General features: G+C 69.6%; 16 protein-coding genes. 7 read left to right on the top strand and 9 right to left on the bottom strand.

Annotated elements, in window-relative coordinates:
* Positions 1 to 18: 18 nt before the first annotated feature.
* Entirely contained in the window at positions 19 to 1,029 is a 1,011-nt protein-coding gene (locus J3476_RS00920) for a MaoC family dehydratase (RefSeq protein WP_207064751.1), read from the bottom strand.
* 87 nt (positions 1,030 to 1,116) lie between these two features.
* Between J3476_RS00920 and J3476_RS00915 the strand changes: the two genes are divergently transcribed.
* Both J3476_RS00915 and J3476_RS00910 read left to right on the top strand, forming a co-directional pair.
* The gene (locus J3476_RS00915; protein WP_207064750.1) at positions 1,117 to 2,274 is read left to right on the top strand and encodes an acyl-CoA dehydrogenase family protein; all 1,158 of its coding nucleotides are present in this window, start codon (positions 1,117 to 1,119) and stop codon (positions 2,272 to 2,274) included.
* Positions 2,274 to 3,011 carry a GntR family transcriptional regulator gene (locus J3476_RS00910; RefSeq protein WP_207064749.1) on the top strand — a complete coding sequence of 246 codons (738 nt, stop codon included), beginning with the start codon at positions 2,274 to 2,276 and terminating at the stop codon, positions 3,009 to 3,011. The genes J3476_RS00915 and J3476_RS00910 overlap by 1 nt, the downstream gene beginning before the upstream one ends.
* A 24-nt stretch (positions 3,012 to 3,035) precedes the next feature.
* Here J3476_RS00910 and J3476_RS00905 read toward each other — a convergent pair whose 3' ends face one another.
* Positions 3,036 to 3,848 (bottom strand): helix-turn-helix domain-containing protein, encoded by an 813-nt coding sequence (locus J3476_RS00905; RefSeq protein WP_286182470.1) that lies wholly within the window; start codon positions 3,846 to 3,848, stop codon positions 3,036 to 3,038.
* 85 nt (positions 3,849 to 3,933) lie between these two features.
* Here J3476_RS00905 and J3476_RS00900 point away from each other — a divergent pair, with 85 nt between their 5' ends.
* Complete coding sequence (locus J3476_RS00900; protein WP_207064747.1) at positions 3,934 to 4,662, top strand: SDR family oxidoreductase; 729 nt, start codon at positions 3,934 to 3,936, stop codon at positions 4,660 to 4,662.
* Here J3476_RS00900 and J3476_RS00895 read toward each other — a convergent pair.
* The 7 genes from J3476_RS00895 to J3476_RS00865 form a co-directional block, all read right to left on the bottom strand.
* A complete protein-coding gene (locus J3476_RS00895; RefSeq protein ID WP_373889007.1) occupies positions 4,637 to 5,596 on the bottom strand; it encodes an enoyl-CoA hydratase/isomerase family protein in 960 nt (319 codons plus the stop codon). The genes J3476_RS00900 and J3476_RS00895 overlap by 26 nt on opposite strands.
* Positions 5,593 to 7,116, bottom strand: coding sequence for a fatty-acid--CoA ligase FadD4 (gene fadD4 / locus J3476_RS00890; protein WP_207064745.1), 1,524 nt, complete (start codon positions 7,114 to 7,116; stop codon positions 5,593 to 5,595). Before fadD4 ends, J3476_RS00895 begins: the two co-directional genes overlap by 4 nt.
* A 107-nt stretch (positions 7,117 to 7,223) precedes the next feature.
* Positions 7,224 to 7,571, bottom strand: a complete 348-nt coding sequence (locus tag J3476_RS00885; protein ID WP_207064768.1) for a type II toxin-antitoxin system PemK/MazF family toxin — start codon at positions 7,569 to 7,571, stop codon at positions 7,224 to 7,226.
* Positions 7,558 to 7,788, bottom strand: a complete 231-nt coding sequence (locus J3476_RS00880) for a ribbon-helix-helix domain-containing protein (RefSeq protein WP_207064744.1) — start codon at positions 7,786 to 7,788, stop codon at positions 7,558 to 7,560. The genes J3476_RS00885 and J3476_RS00880 overlap by 14 nt, the downstream gene beginning before the upstream one ends.
* 158 nt (positions 7,789 to 7,946) lie before the next feature.
* Positions 7,947 to 9,773, bottom strand: a complete 1,827-nt coding sequence (locus J3476_RS00875) for a phosphoenolpyruvate carboxykinase (GTP) (protein WP_207064743.1) — start codon at positions 9,771 to 9,773, stop codon at positions 7,947 to 7,949.
* 194 nt (positions 9,774 to 9,967) lie between these two features.
* Positions 9,968 to 11,353, bottom strand: a complete 1,386-nt coding sequence (locus J3476_RS00870; protein ID WP_207064742.1) for a hypothetical protein — start codon at positions 11,351 to 11,353, stop codon at positions 9,968 to 9,970.
* A complete protein-coding gene (locus J3476_RS00865; RefSeq protein WP_286182468.1) occupies positions 11,350 to 12,360 on the bottom strand; it encodes a hypothetical protein in 1,011 nt (336 codons plus the stop codon). Before J3476_RS00865 ends, J3476_RS00870 begins: the two co-directional genes overlap by 4 nt.
* 149 nt (positions 12,361 to 12,509) lie before the next feature.
* Between J3476_RS00865 and trmB the strand changes: the two genes are divergently transcribed.
* The 4 genes from trmB to J3476_RS00845 form a co-directional block, all read left to right on the top strand.
* Positions 12,510 to 13,295, top strand: coding sequence for a tRNA (guanosine(46)-N7)-methyltransferase TrmB (trmB, locus tag J3476_RS00860; protein ID WP_207064741.1), 786 nt, complete (start codon positions 12,510 to 12,512; stop codon positions 13,293 to 13,295).
* A gap of 32 nt (positions 13,296 to 13,327) precedes the next feature.
* Positions 13,328 to 14,017, top strand: coding sequence for an NYN domain-containing protein (locus J3476_RS00855; RefSeq protein WP_286182477.1), 690 nt, complete (start codon positions 13,328 to 13,330; stop codon positions 14,015 to 14,017).
* 70 nt (positions 14,018 to 14,087) lie between these two features.
* Positions 14,088 to 17,060 carry an MMPL family transporter gene (locus J3476_RS00850; protein WP_207064739.1) on the top strand — a complete coding sequence of 991 codons (2,973 nt, stop codon included), beginning with the start codon at positions 14,088 to 14,090 and terminating at the stop codon, positions 17,058 to 17,060.
* A gap of 197 nt (positions 17,061 to 17,257) precedes the next feature.
* On the top strand, positions 17,258 to 20,290 hold a 3,033-nt coding region (locus tag J3476_RS00845; RefSeq protein ID WP_207064738.1), incomplete at its 3' end, for an Ig-like domain-containing protein.

The following is a 20,290-nucleotide window of genomic DNA, read 5'->3' as shown; positions in this document are numbered from 1 at the left end:
GGCCGCCGCCATTCGAAGTCAGAACATCAGCGCGGTGAAGCGCCAGTCCAACACCTGCCGGTCGTCCCCGCTGTCGGCGGCGGCGAACACCACCGAACGCAACCGCAGCAGGGCGCCGCGTCCGTCGGGCCGCGGTTCCGCGTGTTCGATGTGCAGGTCGCTGTAGAGGGTGTCGTCCTCGTGCACGGGCCCGGTGTGATCGCAGGACTGCCAGCCCAGCACGGTCACCAGGTTGGGGAGCAGCCTGGTGGCCTGCGCCAGCGCCAGTCCGATCGTGTGCCCGCCGTAGACCAGCCGACGGCCCCCGGCGCGCGAATCATGGTGAGTGGCTGCGATGTTCAACGAGAGCCGGGCCAACTCGGGTGCGCTGCTGACGACATCGGCGGTGCTGCGCAGCACCGTGCCGGCCGACACGGCCTCGAAGTGGCCGCCGCGTACCCGCGTACGGTAGGCGGCCGCGTCCCAGTCCCCCGTGGGGTCGGCCTGCGCGGGGGCATCGACGCCTATGCCGGCCAGGTCGTCGCGGTGCCCCGTCTCGACCCCGTCGCCGCTGCACGGCAGCATTGCGCACCGGTAAAAGTCCAGCACCAGCCGCCCCACGCCGTCGACCGTGGTCATCCGCAGGGCCGCCAGACCGGTGGGCGCTCGGCCCGGTTTCGCCGTGTTCTCCCGCAAGCCGACCACCTCGGTCCTGGTGAACAGCGTGTCGCCGATGACCGGGAACCGGTGAAACGTCAGACCCCGGTAGAACAGGTTCGCCTTGACCCGCTGGGTCACCACCGTGGACTGCCCGATCGCCACGTCACAGACCAGCGCCGGATGCGCCAGCGCGGCGGTGGCACCCACGACGGCGGTCGCGAGCTCCGCGTCGAGGGCCAACCTCAGCCGATCCCCGAGGATCGCCTGGTGCGTGGCAGCCACGCCGGCGGTGAGTGTCATCGACGGAGCGGCGTCGAACACCTGACCGACGGACAGGTCGTCGAAGAACGGGCCCCCCGGAATTTGGCCGTCCAAAGTCACAGCGGGCATGCTGGCACCACGGCCCGAGCTGTGTCAACATGCTGAACAGGCCGGGTCCCCAAATGGCCGTACCTTTCGGCTGGAGGAGGAAGCTACGTGAGCGACGGACTGACCGACGAAGAGGTCATGCTGGTCGACACGGTGCGGGCGTTCGTCGATCGCGACGTCAAGCCCGGGGTCCGCGACATCGAACACGCCAACACCTACCCCGAGGCGTGGATCGAGCAGATGAAGCAGCTGGGCATCTACGGCCTGGCGGTCCCCGAGGAGTACGGCGGCACCCCCGTCTCGACGCGGTGCTATGTGCATGTCACCCAGGAGCTGGCCCGGGGCTGGATGAGTCTGGCCGGCGCGATGGGCGGCCACACCGTGGTGGCCAAGCTGCTGGCCCTGTTCGGCACCGACGCGCAGAAGCAGCGCTACCTGCCCGCACTGGCCACCGGTGACACGCGGGCCACCATGGCGCTGACCGAACCCGGCGGCGGCTCGGACCTGCAGAACATGGCCACGGCGGCCCGCCGGGACGGCGATGATCTGCTGATCAACGGCGCGAAAACGTGGATCTCCAACGCCCGCCGGTCCGGGCTCATCGCACTGCTGTGCAAGACCGATCCGCACGCCACGCCCCGGCACACCGGCATTTCCATCGTCCTGGTGCAGAACCCGACCCCGGGGCTGACCGTGTCACGCGACCTGCCCAAGCTGGGCTACAAGGGCGTCGAGTCGTGTGAGCTGAGCTTCGACGACTGCCGTGTGCCGGCGTCGGCGATTCTGGGCGACGTACCCGGTCGCGGATTCGCTCAGATGATGAAGGGCCTGGAGACCGGCCGCATCCAGGTGGCCGCCCGCGCGCTGGGCGTCGCGTCCGCGGCGCTACAGGATGCCCTGGACTACGCGCAGAGCCGGGAGAGCTTCGGGCAGCCGATCTGGAAGCACCAGGCCGTCGGCCATTACCTCGCCGACATGGCGACCAAACTGACCGCGGCCCGCCAGCTGACCCTGCATGCCGCCGACCGGTACGACGGCGGTCGGCGCGCCGACATGGAGGCCGGGATGGCCAAGCTGTTCGCCTCCGAGGTGGCGATGGAGATCGCGCTGAACGCGGTCCGCATCCACGGGGGGTACGGCTATTCCACCGAGTTCGACGTCGAGCGGTACTTCCGCGACGCCCCTCTGATGATCGTCGGCGAGGGCACCAACGAGATCCAGCGCAACGTCATCGCCGGCCAGCTGGTGGCCCGAGGCGGCATCTGATGGTCGTCACCGCCCGGGCACCCGCGTATCAGATTCTCCGGGAACAACTCCGGGCCGACATTGCGGCGGGACGCTACCCGGACGGCACCCGGTTGCCGACCGAGTCCGAACTGGTCGCCCGCCACGGGTTGTCGCGCCAGACGGTCCGCCGCGCCTTCCAGGACCTGGTCGCCGAGGGAGTGGTGTTCAGAGTGCCGGGTCGCGGTAGCTACGCCGGTGGACAAGGGCGACGGTATCTGCGCCAGCTGGGGTCGATCGAGGACCTGATGAGCCTGTCGCAGGACACCACGATGGAGGTGCTCGAAGGTCTGCGCCGCCGGGTGGACATCGAGGCCGCGAGCCGACTGCGCCTGGACGGTGACGTCGTGCACACGGTGGTGTTCCGCCGGCTGCACGCCGGTGTCGCATTCGGCCACACCGTCGTCCACCTTCCCCCGGCGGTGGCCGAAACCGTCTCCGGCTCAACGCACCTGGTCACCGGCGCGACCAGCACCCACACCGTGATCGGGCTGCTCGAGCCGTGCTCACCGGTTCCGATCGCCGAGGCCGCCCAATCGATCACCGTCTCCGCGGCCACCGACGCCGCGGCGGCCGCGGTGGGCTGCCCTCCCGGGCATCCGATGCTTCGCGTCGACCGGCTCTACACCGACAGTGCCGGGCGGGCAATGGAACTGGCGGTCAGCCAGTTCCTGCCCGAGCAATACGCCTACCGGGTGACGCTGCGCCGGTCGGGCTGACCCAGCGCTGCCGGTCGGGCTGACTCAGCGCTGCGCGGCGACGCTGCCCAGGATGGCCAGCGCATCGGCATCCGGACCGCCCGGTTCCGCGTCGTACACCACGAGTTCCTGGCCGGGGGCGGACCGCACATCGAACGTCTGCATCGTCAGTGTGAGCGTCCCGATTTCGGGGTGATGAAACCTCTTCACGCTGGCGCTCTTTCGCCGGGCGTCGTGGCGCGCCCACAACCGCCGGAACTCCTCGCTGGTCGCCAGGAGGTGAGCCAGCACCTCCCGCACGCGCGGGTCGTCGGGGTCGGTGCCGTAGGACATCCGGAACCCGGCGACGGCGTCGGCGGCCACCACCGGCCAGTCCGCGTAGAACGTCCGCGAAGCGGGCTCGTTGAACACCAGCAGCATCAGATTGCCGACGGTGCCGAACTCGCCGAACAGCGCGGCTGCCAATGCATTGGCAGCCAAGACGTCGAAGGCCCGGTTGTAGACCAGCGCGGGGTTGTCGGGCCACGCCTGCATCAGGCGCAGCAGTGACGGGTCGACGGTGCCGGACACCGGGCCGCCACCCGGCCTCGGTGTCAGCCCGGCCAGGCCGAACAGGTGCCGCCGGCCGTCGGCGTCGAGGCGCAGCGACACGGCCAGCGCATCGAGGACCTGTACTGACGGTGAGCGTTCGCGGCCCTGCTCCAGACGTGTGTAGTAGTCCACGCTGACACCGGCCAGCAGCGCCACCTCCTCGCGGCGCAGGCCAGGGACCCGTCGCAGCCCGGTGCCGGGCAGGCCGACGTCGGCCGGCGCGACCGCGGCCCGACGGCTGCGCAGGTAGTCCCCGAGGTCACCCACACCGCCAGCATAGGAGCGCAACCGCGGCGTCGGCTGGGTGCAACGCACCCTGGTTGGTCCGGGCTGGGTTGTCGAAGCTGGAAGCATGACCGACTCGAAGATCGTCCTTGTCACCGGATCCAGCAGCGGAATCGGTGCAGCCGTCGCCGCGCGGCTCGCCGCAGAGGGGCACCATGTCGTCGCCGGCGCACGACGCACCGACCGGCTGACCGATCTGGCCCGCGCGGCCGGGAGCGCCGGCGGCAGCATCGAGGCACGTCGGCTCGACGTCACCGACCTGGCAGACGTGACGGCCTTCGTCGACACCGCTGTCGCGGCGCACGGCCGGGTGGACGTCATCGTCAACAACGCCGGCGTGATGCCGCTGTCACGGCTGGATGCCCTGCTCGTGGAGCAGTGGAACTGGATGATCGACGTGAATGTGCGGGGCCTGCTGCACGGCATCGCCGCCACCCTCCCCCACTTTCAGCGGCAGGGCGGCGGGCATGTCATCACCGTCGCGTCCGTCGGCGCGCACGAGGTGGTCCCCACCTCGGCGGTCTATTCGGCGACCAAGCACGCGGCCTGGGCGATCACCGAGGGCCTGCGCCTGGAGTCCGATCCGTCGATCCGGGTGACCACCGTGTCGCCGGGTGTCGTCGAATCCGAACTGGCGCAGACGATCACCGACCCGACGGCGAGCGCGGCGATGCGCGATTACCGGGCGGCGGCGATCTCCCCGGACGCCATCGCCGCCGCGGTCGCGTTCGCCATCGCCCAGCCGGCCGACGTGGATGTCAACGAGATGATCATCCGGCCGGCCCGTCAGCGGTGACCTCGTCGACCAGTCCCCACTGCAGCGCCTGCCGCGCGTCGATGAGAGCACCGGTCAGGAACAGGTAGGCGGTGCGCCACCGTCCGATTCGGCGGGTGATGCTGACTGTCCCGCCCGCACCCGGGATGAGCCCGAGCTCGAGCTCGGGCAGCCCCATCCGTGTCTGCGGGTCAGCGCTCACCCGACCGCAGAACGCCGCCATCTCCAGACCGCTGCCGAGCACCTGACCGTGTACCTCCGCGCGGAGTCGCTGACCCAGCCGGCCGCGCAGTTCCTCCAGCGCCAGCGCGGGGCTGTGACGGGTGCGGGCCAGATGCGCGGCGGCCGGATCGCTGAACGTGCCGAATTCGTCGAGATCCCCGCCGCTGCAGAACGACGGGCCGGTTCCGGCGAGCACGACCTCGGTGACGGTCGGGTCCAGCCTGGCGACGGTGAGGGCGTCGAGCAACGCCGCCCGCGCTCCGGTGGTGAACGCGTTGTGCCGCCGCGGCCGGTTGAACCGGATGCGCAGCGTGTCCGCGTCGCGGTCGGCCAGTACCGGATCTGCCTCTCCGGGCACGGATCTGGGCCCACGCCGCTGCAGCCAGGCGGCGAACTCGGCGCCACTCTGCAGCGTGGAGTAGGCCAGCGACTCGGTGATCACCCCGCTGAAGGCGGGTGCCGAGACATCGACCGCGCGCAGCACGTCGTCACCGGTTGCGGCGGTCACCGGCCAGGTGCGGCATCGCTGCTTCAGGTCGGCGACGACGTCGGGCACCGAGTTGACGCACACCGTGCGGGGGTCGTCGCTGGGGTGCTCGGTCAGCGTGAAACTGGCGCGCTGTAACCAGTATTCGGCGTGGGCCGAGTCGAGGTCGCCGACTGCGACCACGACGCCCGGCGGGCCCGCGTCCTCGAGCGGTGGGGGCTCCGACAGGTCGGCGACATGCATCAGCGCGAGTATCTCGCGATCAGTTCCTGCTTGTACAGCTTGCCGGTGTCGGTGCGGGGCAGCTGCGCCTCGAACGATATCGATCGGGGGCACTTGTAGTGTGCGAGGCGCTCACGCAGCCAGGCCAGCAGTTCGTCGGCGAATTCCGGTGTGGCGTCGGCGGGGTCGACGGTCTGCACGACCGCCTTGACGCGTTGGCCCATGTCGTCGTCGGGGACGCCGAACACCGCAGCATCCATCACCTTCGGATGGGTGACCAGCAGGTTCTCCGCCTCCTGGGGGTAGATGTTCACCCCGCCGGAGATGATCATGTGGTGCCGGCGGTCGGTGAGGTACAGGTAACCCTCCTCGTCGACGTAGCCGATGTCGCCGACGGTCTTCCAGCCGCTGGCATGTCGCGACGACGCGGTCTTGTCGGGATCGTTGAGGTACTCGAAGTCGAAGCCGCCCTCGAAGTAGATCTCGCCGGGCTCACCGGGCGGCAACTCGGTGCCGTCCTCGCCGACGATGTGCACCGCACCGGCCAGCGGGCGACCGACCGAGCCGGGGTGGGTGAGCCACTCCTCGGCGGTGATCAGCGTGGAGCCGTGTGCTTCGGAGGAGGCGTAGTACTCGTCGACGATCGGACCCCACCAGTCGATCATCTGCTTCTTGATCTCCACCGGGCACGGCGCCGCGGCATGCATGACCCGCTCCAGGCTCGACACGTCGTAGGCCTTGCGTACCTCGTCGGGGAGCTTGAGCATGCGGGTGAACATCACCGGGACGAACTGGCCGTGGGTGACGCGGTGTTTGGCGATCGCGTCCAGGGCGCCCTCGGCGTCGAACATCTCCATCACCACCGTGGTGATGCCGCCGGCCTGGGTCTGCATCGACCACACCGAGGGAGCGGTGTGATAGAGCGGTGCGGGACTCAGGTACACCGTGTCAGGGTGCATCCAGAACGACACCAGTGCGGCCATCAGGCCCGGCGCCTCCGACGGCGGTACGTGCGGCAGTTCGCGTTTGATGCCCTTGGGGCGCCCGGTCGTGCCCGACGAGTACTGCAGCAGATCGCCCTCGATCTCGTCGTCGATCGGGGTGTCCGGTTGGTCGGCCACGCATTCGGGGTAGCTCGACCATCCCTCCAGGGTGCCGTCGGCGATCAGCAGCAGCGGCGGTAGGCCGTTGGGCAGTTCGTCGGCCAGGCCTGCCAGGGTGTCGGTCAGCTTGGCCGATCCGACGATCGCCTTGGCGGCGCTGTTGTCGATGATGTAGGCCGCCTCGGCCGCGGTCAGGTGCGTGTTGATCGGCACGTAGTACAGCCCCGCACGGCGGGCGGCCCACATGACCGCGTGCATGTGGGCGTTGTTCTCCATCAAGATCGCGACCGCGTCGCCCTCGACCAACCCGGCCTTGCGGAACAGGTGCGCCAGTCGGTTGGCCCGGGCCTCCAGCTCACCGAAGGTCACCACGGTCCCGGAGGGGTACATGATGACGGCGGGCTTGTCGGGGGTGGCAACGGCAGTGTCGCGGATTTGCATGCGGTGAGAATACTTCGCCGTACTTGACAGGTGTCAAGTACGGCTTGTGACCGACGGAGGTTGACTACCCGGGCTACCGCGCGACGCCATCACAACATCGCGGCCCGTTACAACTGCAGGTGCAGACGCAGCGCCTCGTCCAGTTGGTCGAGCTCGTTCGGCGACACCCGACCGATTCGGCGCAACAACCGCTCCACTGAAACGGACCGCACCTGTTCTGCTTGGGCCTTCGAATGGACCGCCAAGCCCGAAGTGGCGGCTGTCAACCGGACCTGGAAGGGGTAGACATTCGCCACGTTGCTGGTGATCGGGACGAGGGTGATCACACCGCGCCTCAGCCTGCCGGCGGTGGCATTTGCCCGGTCGTTGCTGACAATGACGGCCGGCCGCCTCTTGTTCGCCTCGCTACCCCGAGACGGATCGAGATCAACCTGCCAGATCTCACCTCGGCGCATCGCCGAGTCCGTCATTGAGGGTCTCTGCCCAGAAGTCCGCCTCGTCCGCCTCCGCCCACTCCGACCACGCGGCTTCGTAATCGTGTTCCAGCGCGGCGTGGCGCAACATGCGAATCGCATGCTGCAGTGCGGCCGACCGCGACGCGAGGCCGGCGTTCTTCACGTAGGCGTCGAGCACAGCCACATCTTCGTCGCTCAGACTGACACTCAACTTCACACTGCGATGCTACTCGGGTAGCACCTGGGTGGCATCGCAGTGTGACGAGTGCGGTGGATCGTACCGACCGCGCCGTGTCGTGTGCGCCCGCGAAAGCGCGCCGCCGTGCAGACCCGCACCCTCGCGCGGCCGAACAGACCGAGGGCACGCGGGCCTTGTCAGGCTTCGTCGAGGCGGTGCTTGAGCGCGTCGAACTCGTCTTTGATGCTGGTGGGCAGCTTCTCGCCGACGAACTCGAACCATTCCTCGATCAGCGGCAACTCGTTGCGCCACTCGTCGGGGACCACCTTCAGCGCCTCGTCGACATCGGCGGCGTCGACGTCGAGTCCATCGAGATCCAGATCGGCGGCGGTGGGCACGATGCCGATCGGCGTGCTCTTGCCGTCGGCCGTGTGCTCGATGCGTTCGATGGCCCACTTCAGCACGCGGCTGTTCTCACCGAAGCCGGGCCACAGGAACCGGCCGTCGTCGCCGCGGCGGAACCAGTTGACGAAGAACACCTTCGGCAGCTTGGACTCGTCGGCCTGCTTGCCGATGTTGATCCAGTGCTGGAAGTAGTCGCCGACGTTGTAGCCCATGAACGGCAGCATCGCCATCGGGTCGCGCCGCACGGTGCCGACCTTGCCCTCTGCCGCGGCGGTCTGCTCACTGCCCAGCGTGGCCCCGATGAACACACCGTGCTGCCAGTCGCGCGCCTCGGTGATCAGCGGGACGGTGGTCTTGCGGCGACCGCCGAACAGGATCGCCGAGATCGGCACGCCCTGCGGGTCGTCCCATTCCGGCGCCAGCGTGGGGCACTGCGAGATCGGTGTGCAGTAGCGCGAATTCGGGTGCGCTGCCTTGGTTTCCGTCTCACGCAGAATGTAGTCGTTGCCCTTCCAGTCGATCAGGTGGTCGGGCTCACCCTCCAGGCCTTCCCACCACACGTCGCCGTCGTCGGTCTTCGCCACGTTGGTGAACACGGTGTTGCCGGCGGCGATCGTCTTCATGGCGTTGGGGTTGGAGTCCCAGTTGGTGCCCGGCGCGACACCGAAGAACCCGAACTCGGGGTTGGTGGCGTACAGGCGGCCGTCCTTGCCGAAGCGCATCCAGGCGATGTCGTCACCGACGGTCTCGGCGCGCCAGCCCGGGATGGTGGGCTGCAGCATCGCGAGGTTGGTCTTGCCGCAGGCCGACGGGAACGCCGCGGCGATGTAGTACGCCTTGTTCTCGGGGGAGATCAGCTTGAGGATCAGCATGTGCTCGGCGAGCCAGCCCTCGTCGTGCGCCATCGCCGACGCGATGCGCAGCGAGTAGCACTTCTTACCCAGCAGCGCGTTGCCGCCGTAGCCGGAACCGAAGCTCCAGATCTCGCGGGTCTCGGGGAAGTGGGTGATGTATTTGGTGTCGTTGCAGGGCCACGGCACGTCCTTCTCGCCCGGCTCCAGCGGGGCGCCGATCGAATGCAGCGCCTTGACGAAGAAGCCGTCGGTGCCCATCTTGTCCAGCGCGGCCTTACCCATCCGGGTCATGGTGCGCATCGAGACCACGACGTACTCCGAGTCGGTGATCTCGACGCCCAGTTTGGGGTCCTCGGCCTCGAGCGGACCCATGCAGAACGGGACAACCCACATCGTGCGGCCCCGCATGCTGCCGCGATACAGGTCGGTCATGAGGCCGCGCATCTCGGCCGGATCCATCCAGTTGTTCGTCGGGCCGGCGTCGATCTCGCGTTGTGAACAGATGAAGGTGCGCGACTCGACGCGCGCCACGTCGGACGGATCGGACAGCGCCAGGTAGGAGTTGGGCTTCTTCTCGGGGTTGAGCTTCTGGAACGTGCCCGCCTCGACCAGCTGGTCGCACAGGGCCTGGTTCTCCTCGTCGGACCCGTCGGCCCAGGCGACGCGGTCGGGCTGAGTCAGCTCCGCGACCTCCCGCACCCAGGCCAGCAGCCCCTCATGCTTCGTCGGTGCGGAATCCAGACCTGGAATGGTCGCTGCGGTCATGCTGTGTCGTCTCCTGCATCGTCCTGCGAGATGTCTGCCGGGACGCAACTGCGCGATCGGGGCCGTGGGCCCGAAATCGGTAGCAGTCAGCGCCGCCCCTGGTATCGAGGTTAACGCGGGTGACATACCCGCGGGAATTCAGGACTATGTCCGTTCACTCACAGGAACGATTCAGATGGCCTCCACCGGGCGACCTACCGATCGGTAACAAGTGTGCGCGCCGGATTCGGTTCCCGCAAACCATCCCGCACGGCGCTCAAGGCCCGGGCCAATCCGGGTTCACAGGCCTCGCGGAACCCCTGGGCGCGCCGCGCGGCGAGAACGTGGCCGCGCAGCAGCGCGTCGCACTCGGCGACGCGTTCAGCCATGCCGGCGCGTTGGGCCGGCACAGAGGCCGACCGGGCGGTGGTGACCGCCGCCTCGAAGGCCAGCAGACGCGACGCGATCCGCTCGTCGAGCGCGGCACGGATCGCGACCGTCGCCTCCGCGATCCACTGGGCCAGCACCGCGCGTCGATACAGCAGGGCCCGCGCGGCAACCACCCACAGCGTCAAGGCCAGCCCGACCGCCGCCCCCACCAGCGCCCCGGCCACGGTCAGCCCGGGCGCCAGGCCGGTGACCCACCGTGCCACCACCAGGCCGGCGCCGAATCCGAACCCGGCCCCGAGCACCGTCGTCACCCGCGACTCCAGACGGCGCTGCCGCAGCGGCGGATCCCCGAGACACACCTCGGCCACCGCCGACGGCTCCGGCAGGCTCGCCCCTAGCTCGCTCGCCAGGTCGTCCAGCCGCACCGATACCCGCTCGTCGACCTCGGCGAGCACCTCGCCGCATCGTCGGCGCACGCGCTCGTCGATCTCTGCGACCACGGTCGTCTCTGCCGCGGCGTCGAGCAGTTCGGTGCGCAGCGCCGCGCACCGCTGCCGCGCGGCCGAGGCCAACTCCAGCCGGGCGCGCTGCACCGGGTGGCGCACCGAGGCCGCGCCCGGCCGAAGATGGTTGCGCACCAACGCATCCCGGTCTACCCGCAGCGTGCTCACTCTGGCCAGGTGCCCGGCGTCGGCGTCGCGCACCGCGGTGAGCACCGCGTCGAGGAGGGCTTCCCACCGGCGCAGCGTGTTGCGTCGCGCGAGGTCGGGGTCGGACAGCGCCGCGGTGAGCGCGGCGACGACGTCGGCGACCTCAGGCTCGCCGAGCCGCGGCGCGGCGGCGGCGGTCACCCAGCACACCGACGCGAATCGGGCCGCACAGTCGGCCAGCCGCTGCCGGTTGGTGGCCAGCACACCGCGCCAGTCGCGGTGGTCGTCGATCTTGGCGAGCACCGCGATCACCGCATCGGTCGACCGGCAGGCCGAGACGGCCAGCGCGCAGTCCGACTCGGTGACCGGCGCGACCGCCGAGACGACGAAGACGACAACGTCGGCGACGCGGGGGACGTCACGCGTGCCGGCCGGGTCAGCGGTGTCGACGACCATCACCGCGGGCATCCGGTCGCGCAGGCACGCGGCCACGCTGCTGACCCCGGCCCGCGGCGGCCCGGCGACGTGCACCACCGCCGTCATCGCCGTCCCAGCCGTCACCGGACGCGGTCCAGCAGCCGCAGCGAGCCCCGCACGATGTCCTCCGCGCAGCGCTGATGCAGCGGGCTCACCGGACCCTGGCCGTAACGGCGCCACCGCACCGCCCGCGTCAGGTGATCCTGCGGACCGTCCCCGCCGGCGACGGTGCCCCCGCCGGCCTCGACGACGTCGACGGCGGCGGCAGTCACCGCGAGCACCGTGTCGTCCGCGCAGCAGAATGCCGCGAGCTGCTCGTCACCGCTGCACGCAGCGAGGATGCGCAGCTCGACCAGCGCGGCAGCGATCCGGTGATGGCGGACCGGCGCCGCCGCGGCCGTCACCCGGTCCAGGACCCGGTCGACCTGGCTGAGCTCCCGCAACCGCTGCGCCACCGACCCGGCCGCAGCACCCTCGGCCACGGCGAGGATGGCGTGCGCCAGCCCGAACCGGTCCAGCGAGACCAGCAGCCGCGATCGCATCTCACCCGGCACGTCGTGCGGTGCGGCGACGAACGCGTCGGTGGAGGTCATGTCGGCCGCGCAGCGCGCCAGGACACGCAGCGCCGCCATCTCCCCATCGCCCAGCGCGACATCGGCGAGCGGGGCGACCATCGGCACGACGGGCAGCCCGAGTGCCGCGGCCAACCGGTCGGCCGTGCGCTCCGCCCCGGCCAGAGGTCCGCCCGGGTCGGCACCGGCCAGGTCCGCCTTGTTCAGCACCACCACGGCCGGCACCGAGTTGTCCCGAAGTGCTCGGTCATCCTCGGGCTTGAGAGTCTCGGCGATGACCCGCACGTGCACGTCGGCGCCGTCCACGTCGGGCGTGATCAGGTGCCCGGCACCGCAGAGCACGGCGGCGACGCGCCTTCGGCCCACCCCCTGCCGGCCGGTCACCGCTACCCTGACAGCAGCGCGCACGCGACGCTCGACGGCGCCCAGCCGCCCGTCGCGCGTCTGAGCCGCATACCGCGCCAGCACATCAGCGAAGATGTGCCGCCCCCGGTCACGGCTGGAAAATGTCCAGCTCATGCACAGGAATCCTCCCACCACGGGCGGACCGCCCCGGACACCTTTTTCCGGGCTCGATCCGGTGCTCGCCGGACCGGTTACCAGCGGGTAGGCGTGGTAGGCAACTGTTGGGTATCAATCTGTAACACGATGCAGGGAGTCAGGCGTTGATGAGCGACCATGGACGGATGCATGCTCCGGGCCCTGACGTCGCCGATGAGCCGGCGCCGTCCGGGTCCATCGCCCCTGGTCAAGCCGCCACTGCGCAGGGTCACCGCCGCGTCACCAGCTTCCGGGCCCGGCGATCGACGATCTCGGACCGTCAGCAGGCGATCTGGGACGAGCGCTGGCCGCAGCTGGGCACCGAGGCCCGACACGGAGAGTCTCCCGCCCCGCTGCTGGACACCGATGCGTGGTTCGGCCGGCAGGCGCCGCTGATCCTCGAGATCGGATGCGGCACCGGCACCTCGACGCTGGCGATGGCGCAGACGGAACCCGACCTCGACGTCGTCGCGGTCGAGGTGTACCGCCGCGGGCTGGCCCAGCTGCTCAGTGCGATCGACCGTGCCGGGGTGACCAACATCCGGCTGGTCCGCGGGGACGGCGTGGACGTGCTGACTCACATGGTCGGGCCGGATTCGCTGACCGGTGTGCGGGTTTTCTTCCCCGACCCGTGGCCCAAGGCCCGGCACCACAAACGGCGTCTGCTGCAGGCGGACACGATGGCGTTGATCGCCGATCGGCTCCGACCCGGCGGTGTGTTGCACGCCGCGACCGACCACCTCGGTTACGCCGAGCACATCGCCGAGGTCGGTGACGCCGAGCCCCGTCTGCGCCGAATCGACCGCGACACCGCCGAACTGCCCATCTCGGTGGCCCGGCCGGTGACGAAGTACGAGCGCAAAGCGCTGGCCGGGCCCATCGTCACGGAGCTGCTGTGGGAGCGCATCCCGTGAGCGTGACCGAGAACATCCCCGTCCCGCAGGAGATGAACGCGGACGGCACCGGCGCCGCAGACGACACCGGGGCCTCCGGCACCCCGACTGCCTCCCGCGTGCTGCTCGTCTGGGACGCCCCGAACCTGGACATGGGGCTCGGGTCGATTCTGGGTGGCCGGCCCACCGCAGCGCACCGGCCACGTTTCGACGCGCTGGGCCGTTGGCTGCTGGCGCGCACCGCTGACCTGTCCGCGCAACACGCGCAGGCCGGCCGCAGTGTGGCGCTCGAGCCGGAGGCCACGGTGTTCACCAACATCGCGCCCGGCAGCGCGGACGTCGTACGGCCCTGGGTGGAGGCGTTGCGCAACGTCGGGTTCGCCGTGTTCGCCAAGCCCAAGATCGACGACGACAGCGATGTGGACTCCGACATGCTCGAGCACATCGCGTTGCGCCGCACCGAGGGATTGGCCGCCGTGTTGGTCGCCTCGGCGGACGGTCAGGCGTTCAAACAGCCGCTGGAGAACCTCGCTGAAGAAGGCGTCGAGGTTCAGGTCCTCGGATTTCGCGAACATGCCAGTTGGGCGCTAGCGTCGGATACCTTGGAGTTCGTCGATCTCGAGGACATCGACGGTGTCTTCCGGGAGCCGCTACCGCGAATCGGCCTCGATTCGCTACCTGAGCAGGGCGCATGGCTGCAGCCATTCCGGCCGCTGTCCTCGCTACTGGCCTCGCGTGTGTAGAACAAGATGAAACCAGACATTTCTACCGTGCGCAGGTCGACGGTGATGTTCAAGACCAATAGGAGCTAACGTGTTCGCCTGGTGGGGTCGAACGGTGTACCAGTACCGATACATCGTCATCGGTGTCATGGTGGCACTGTGCCTGGGCGGCGGCGTCTACGGCATCAGCCTGGGACAGCACGTCACACAGAGCGGTTTTTACGACGAGGGCAGTGAATCAGTTCACGCGTCCCTGGTGTCCGACGAGGCCTACGGCCGTGACCGGACCAGCCACGTGGTGGCCATCCTCACTCCGCCCGACGGTGAGAAGGTCACCGATCCGCAGTGGATGGAGAAGGTCTCCGGCGAGCTGAACGACCTGGTCGAAGAGCATCCGGACCAGATCGTCAGCTGGGTCGGGTGGCTGCGGGCCCCCGACACCGACTCTGCCCAGGTTCAGCAGATGAAGACCGCCGACGATTCCAAGACCTTCATCAGCATCCCGCTCAAGGGCGATGACGACGACACCATCCTGAAGAACTACCAGGCCATCGAACCGGATCTGAAGAAGGTCAACGACGGCGACATCCAACTCGCCGGGCTCAACCCGCTGGCCAGCGAACTGACCGGCACCATCGGCGAGGACCAGAAGCGTGCCGAGGTGGCCGCCATCCCGCTGGTCGCGGTGGTGCTGTTCTTCGTCTTCGGCGGTGTGGTGGCGGCCAGCTTGCCGGCCATCATCGGCGGCCTGACGATCGCCGGCGCCCTGGGTGTGATGCGCTTCGCCGCCGAATTCATGCCCGTGCACTTCTTCGCCCAGCCGGTCGTGACGCTGATCGGCCTCGGCATCGCGATCGACTACGGCCTGTTCATCGTCAGCCGCTTCCGCGAGGAGATCGCGGAGGGCTACGACACCGAAGCCGCGGTGCGCCGCACCATCATGACGTCCGGCCGCACGGTGATGTTCTCCGCGGTGATCATCGTCGCGTCGTCGCTGCCGCTGCTGTTGTTTCCCCAGGGCTTCCTGAAGTCGATCACCTACGCGATCATCGCCTCCGTCATGCTGGCGTCGATCCTGTCGATCACCGTGCTGGCGGCGACGCTGGGCATCCTGGGCCGCAACGTCGACGCACTCGGAGTGCGCACGTTGCTGCGCGTGCCGTTCTTCCGCAACTGGAAGCCGATGAACTGGTGGCTGAACTGGCTGGCCGACCGGTTGCAGAAGACCAAGACCCGCGAGGAGGTCGAGAAGGGCTTCTGGGGCCGGCTGGTCAACGTCGTGATGAAGCGGCCGATCGCCTTCGCCGCGCCGATCCTGATCGTGATGATCCTGCTGGTGATTCCGCTGGGGCAGCTGTCTCTCGGCGGCATCAGCGAGAAGTACCTGCCCCCGGACAACTCGGTCCGACTGGCGCAGGAGAACTTCGACCAGAGCTTCCCGGGCTTCCGCACCGAACCGCTGACGCTGGTGGTCGAGCGCGACGACGGTGAGCCCGTCACCGACCAGCAGATGGCCGAGATCCGGTCGAAGGCGATGAACATCAGCGGCTTCACCGATCCGGACAACGACCCGACGAAGATGTGGCAGGAACGATCCGTCCAGGAGGGCGGTTCGGAGGACCCGTCGGTGCGGGTGATCCAGAACGGTCTGGTGAACCGCAACGACGCGGCCGAGAAGATCGACGAGCTGCGGTCCATCAGTCCACCGCGCGGCATCACGCTGTCGGTGGGCGGCACGCCGGCGCTGGAACAGGACAGCATCCACAGCCTGTTCGACAAGCTGCCGCTGATGGTGACGGTGCTGATCGTCACGACGACGATCCTGATGTTCCTGGCGTTCGGGTCGGTGGTGTTGCCGATCAAGGCCGCGTTGATGAGCGCGTTGACCCTCGGCTCGACGATGGGCATCTTGACCTGGATGTTCGTCGAAGGCCACGGGTCCGGGCTGATGAACTACACCCCGCAGCCGCTGATGGCGCCGATGATCGGTCTGATCATCGCGGTGATCTGGGGTCTGTCCACCGACTACGAGGTGTTCCTGGTTTCCCGAATGGTGGAGGCTCGCGAACGCGGCATGTCGACCGCCGAGGCGATCCGCATCGGCACCGCCACCACCGGACGTCTCATCACCGGCGCCGCGCTGGTGCTGGCGGTGGTCGCCGGCGCATTCGTGTTCTCCGACCTGGTGATGATGAAGTACCTGGCGTTCGGTCTGCTGATCGCGCTGCTGTTGGACGCGACGATCATCCGGATGTTCCTCGTGCCGGCGATCATGAAGCTGCTCGGCGACGACTGCTGGTGGGCGCCGCGCTGGATGAAGCGCCTGCAGGACCGGCTCGGCCTCGGCGAGACCGAGCTGCCCGACGAGCGCAAACGTCCGTCGGTGCGGGAGTCCGGCGAGCCCAGCGAGCCGGCGCAGCCGGCCCACCCCGAGGCGCTGGTCGGTGCCGGGGGCCCGCCGGTGGCCGTGTCGGGCCGCGTGCAACCCCACGACCCGACGCACCCGGGCCCGGGCGTTCCCGGACGTGGGGCGCCCCCGCGGCCCAGCGGTCCGTCAGCCGCAGGCACCAGCCGGCTGCCGAGCGCCCCGCCGCGGCCTGCGCCGGCCGAGGAACCGCAGACCACCCGGCTGTCCATTGCCAAGGACGCCGTGCGCAACGCGGTCACCAACGCCACGGCGGTCACGCAGCGCACTCCGCGGGCGACACCCCCGCCGGCCCCCAAGCGGGAAGACCGCGAGATCGAGTCCTGGCTCGGCGACCTGCGGGGCACCGGAGCAGCTCCGGTCGCGCCGCAACCCAAGCCGCCGTCAGCGGAGTCGACCCGGGCGATGCCCGAGCCCGGCGGTAACGAGCCGACGACCGCGATCCCGGCGCAGCGCGAGCCCCGGCCGCAGGACGACGACTCCGCCGCGGAGACTCGCGCCATTCCGACGGCCCGGCGCGGCGACGCGGAGGCGGCCACCGAGAAGCTGAACACGCGGGCGGAGGACGAGCCCCAGCGGCGCGGCGGCTCCAGCGGGGTCAGCGCTCAGGAGTTGCTGCGGCGCGAGGGCCGGCTCTAGCCCGCGGGCCGAGGCGCGTCGCGACACACCCTCATCCCCCGGCAATGTCGAGGGTCCTGGGGTAGGGATTTCCCTGATTCCTGCCTGACCGCTGCGCCCTAGCCTCATGCACAGTCACTATTCAGCGCCTTCGCAGAATACGCCTGTGCACCTGTGCCGCACCGGCGTGAATGCCGGGGCAACACAGGGGGTTTCGCATGAGCAAGCAGCGGCTCGGGCAGGCATTCGTCTCGACCGGAAGCGCCCGGGACACCTCGTCCCGTTCGGCGGCGGACTGCATCGGCCGCGTCGGCGCCCTGGCCGCCGCGCTGGGTGTAGGGGCCATGCTGTTCGCCGCACCGTGGACGGCGGCCGCGCAGACCGAGGGATCCTCGGGGACGAGCGAGTCGAGCGAGGCGGGCCCGGCGGCTGACTCGGAGTCTGTCGGCGACAACGCCGGCGACCGCGAGTCCGGTGGCTCGGATACCTCCGGCGCCACCGACGATGACGACGACTCGGAATCCGAAGATCTCGACGTTGAGCTGAGCGACGAACTCGAGTCCGAGCTCAACGACGAAGCCGACTCCGCGCTGGACGACGAGCTGAACGCTGATCTCGGCGACGAACCCGACTCCGAGCTCGACGACCTCGACGCTGAGCTGGACGCCGCCGAGACCGACGACCTCGGCGAAGCCGGGGGCGCGTCGTCTTCCGGCGCTGACGACGTGGAGGTCGTCGCCGAGGACGACATCACTGACGAGGTGGCCGAGGATCTCCCGTCGGCTTCGGGTAGCGGCACCGCCGAGTCAGCCGCGCCCGTGGCGGTGACTGACGAGCCCGTGGTGGTGACTGACGAGCCCGTGGTGGTGACTGACGAGCCCGTCGTCGAACCGGAAACTTCTGATTCGTTCCCGTCCGGCTCTGCGCCGGTGGATGAGGCACACGCCGCGATCGCGGAACCGGTGACGGCACGGTCGGCGTACACGTCTGCGTCGGTGATGTCGGCCCGCACCAGCACCGCGGAGGTCACGGAGCCGCCGGCCAAGGCGTTGCAGGCCCAGCCTGGCACGTTCCTCGAGGTGGCGTCGTCGATGCTGTCGGCGGTCATCGCCCCCTTCGTCACCACCCCGGCCGCTCCGGCGGCACCGTCGGCGCAGCCGCTGATGTGGGGCGTGCTGTCGTGGGTGCGCCGCGAACTCGAGGACACCTTCGCCAATTTCAGCATCTCGATCGGCGGGCGCCAGCTGGTGCAGAACGGCACCGCCTACGCCACCTCGGAAGGGTTCGGCTCATTCGCGATCGCCCACGGCGAGAACGCGGTAGCCTCCGCGTCCGGATTGTTCAACGTGGCCATCGTGCGCGGCGACGACTCCACCGCCACCTCCGAGGGCAACTTCACCCGGGTGCGGGTTCGCGGTGACGACAACACCGCCGAGACCACCGGCGCCTCCAGCTCGCTCTACGTCCGCGGCGTCGGCAACGAGATCACCAGCAGCGGCGCCGGCAACCGCGCCACGGTCTACGGCGAGGGAAACGAGGTAGTCCTCGCCGGCCAGGACGGGTCGGCACGAGCCCGGGTCGTCGGCGACCGCAACACCGTCACCGCCGCTTCGGAGGACGGCCGCACTCGCGTCTCAGTGGTCGGTGACGACAACGACGCGACCACCTTGGCCACCGACGGTTCCCGCGCCGAGATCACCGTGCGCGGTGACGGGAACTCCGCGGCCGCGTCGGCCGACGAGGATTCCACCGCACGGGCGAGCATCATCGGCGACACCAGCTCCGCAGTCGCCACGGCCAACCTCGATGGCTACGCCGCCGCCCGCATCACCGGCGATTCCAACGTCGCGTCCAGCGACGCGCTCGGTCAGACGTCGATCGCCCGGATCACCGGCGACGACAGTGCCGCCTCGGCCACCGCAGCCGAAGCCCGCGCCGAGACCACCACCTTCGGTGACGGCAACGCCGCGCAGGCCACCGACGGCAGGGCAGTGATCTCCGGTGACGGCAGCACCGCGACCGCCGACGGGCCCGGCAGCCTGGCCCGCGTCTGGGGCAACGGCAGCACCGCAGATTCGCTGGGTGAGCGCAACACCGCCTTCGTGTGGGGTGACGACTCCCGCGCCATTGCCGGCCCCGGCATCTACAACAACGCGCTCGTCTTCGGTAACAACCTGCTCGCCGACACCGGCCCCGGCGACGGGCGCACCGTCTACGGCCAGCCTTTCGACCCCGAGAACCAGGCTCCGGTGGCCGGCACGCCCGGCGCCCAGACCGTCGACCCCGAAACCGGCACGGTCACCGGCACACTGGGCTTCACCGACCCCGACGGCGACACCCTGACCTACACCGCGAGCACCCCCGCCAACGGGTCGGTCACCCTCAACGCCGCAGCCGGCACCTACACCTACACGCCGGCCACCCGGCCGCCGTTCGGCGACCCCGACGGCGCCGACTCCTTCACCGTCACCGCCTCCGACGGTCAGGCCAGCGCGACGACCACCATCGACGTGCCCGTCACCGCGCTGCCCGAACCCGGCAACCAGGCCCCGCAGGCCGGACTGTCCGGCCCCTGGCAGATCGACGAGGAAACCGGCGTGGTCACGGCCACGCTCGGTTTCACCGACCCCGACGGTGACCCGCTGACCTACGAGGTCACCGAGCAGCCCGACAACGGCGTCGTCACCGTCGACAACGATTCCGGCACCTACACCTACACGCCCGAAACCCGCCCGGAACCCGGTCAACCCGACGGCGAGGACTCCTTCACGGTGGTTGCCTCCGACCCCGACGGACTGACGGCGACCAACACCATCGGCCTGCCCATCGTGGCGCTGCCCGAGCCCGACAACCAAGCGCCCGTCGCCGGCACCCCCGGCCAACAGACTGTGGACCCCGAAACCGGTTCCGTCACCGGATCTCTGGGCTTCACCGATCCCGACGGCGACGAATTGGTCTACACCGCCACCGATCCCACCAACGGCTCGGTCACCATCGACGCGCAGACCGGCACCTTCACCTACACCCCGGCCACCCGACCGGAAGCCGGTGAGCCCGACGGCGCCGACGCCTTCACCGTCACCGCCACCGACCCCGACGGCCTGTCCGCCAGCGCCACCATCGACGTCCCCGTCACCGCACTGCCCGACCCGGACAACCGCGCGCCCGTCCCCGGCGCTCTCGGCCAGCAAAGCGTCGATCCCGAAACCGGCGCTGTCACTGCCACCTTCAGCTTCACCGACCCCGACGGC

This window comes from Mycobacterium sp. PO1 (genome assembly GCF_017312405.1).
GTDB lineage: Bacteria > Actinomycetota > Actinomycetes > Mycobacteriales > Mycobacteriaceae > Mycobacterium.
Note: the sequence above shows the minus strand (reverse complement) of the source record. Positions and strands in the feature narration are given on the sequence as shown.